Genomic DNA, 545 nt, shown 5'->3' on the forward strand with positions numbered 1-545 from the left:
CCTGAGAGATTGGGGAGTGCTCGAAAGAGAACCTGCACACAGGTGCTGCATGGCTGTCGTCAGCTCGTGTCGTGAGATGTTGGGTTAAGTCCCGCAACGAGCGCAACCCTTGTCATTAGTTGCTACGAAAGGGCACTCTAATGAGACTGCCGGTGACAAACCGGAGGAAGGTGGGGATGACGTCAAGTCCTCATGGCCCTTATGGGTAGGGCTTCACACGTCATACAATGGTACATACAGAGGGCCGCCAACCCGCGAGGGGGAGCTAATCCCAGAAAGTGTATCGTAGTCCGGATTGTAGTCTGCAACTCGACTGCATGAAGTTGGAATCGCTAGTAATCGCGGATCAGCATGTCGCGGTGAATACGTTCCCGGGTCTTGTACACACCGCCCGTCACACCATGGGAGCGGGTTTTACCAGAAGTAGGTAGCTTAACCGCAAGGAGGGCGCTTACCACGGTAGGATTCGTGACTGGGGTGAAGTCGTAACAAGGTAGCCGTATCGGAAGGTGCGGCTGGATCACCTCCTTTCTAGAGTCGCACTG

General features: G+C 54.9%; 1 rRNA gene. It reads left to right on the forward strand.

The window, feature by feature from the left end:
* Positions 1-531 (forward strand): 16S ribosomal RNA (locus tag H3H37_RS25440); the annotation flags it as partial.
* Positions 532-545 lie beyond the last annotated feature (14 nt).

This window comes from Rugamonas brunnea (genome assembly GCF_014042345.1).
GTDB lineage: Bacteria > Pseudomonadota > Gammaproteobacteria > Burkholderiales > Burkholderiaceae_D > Rugamonas > Rugamonas brunnea.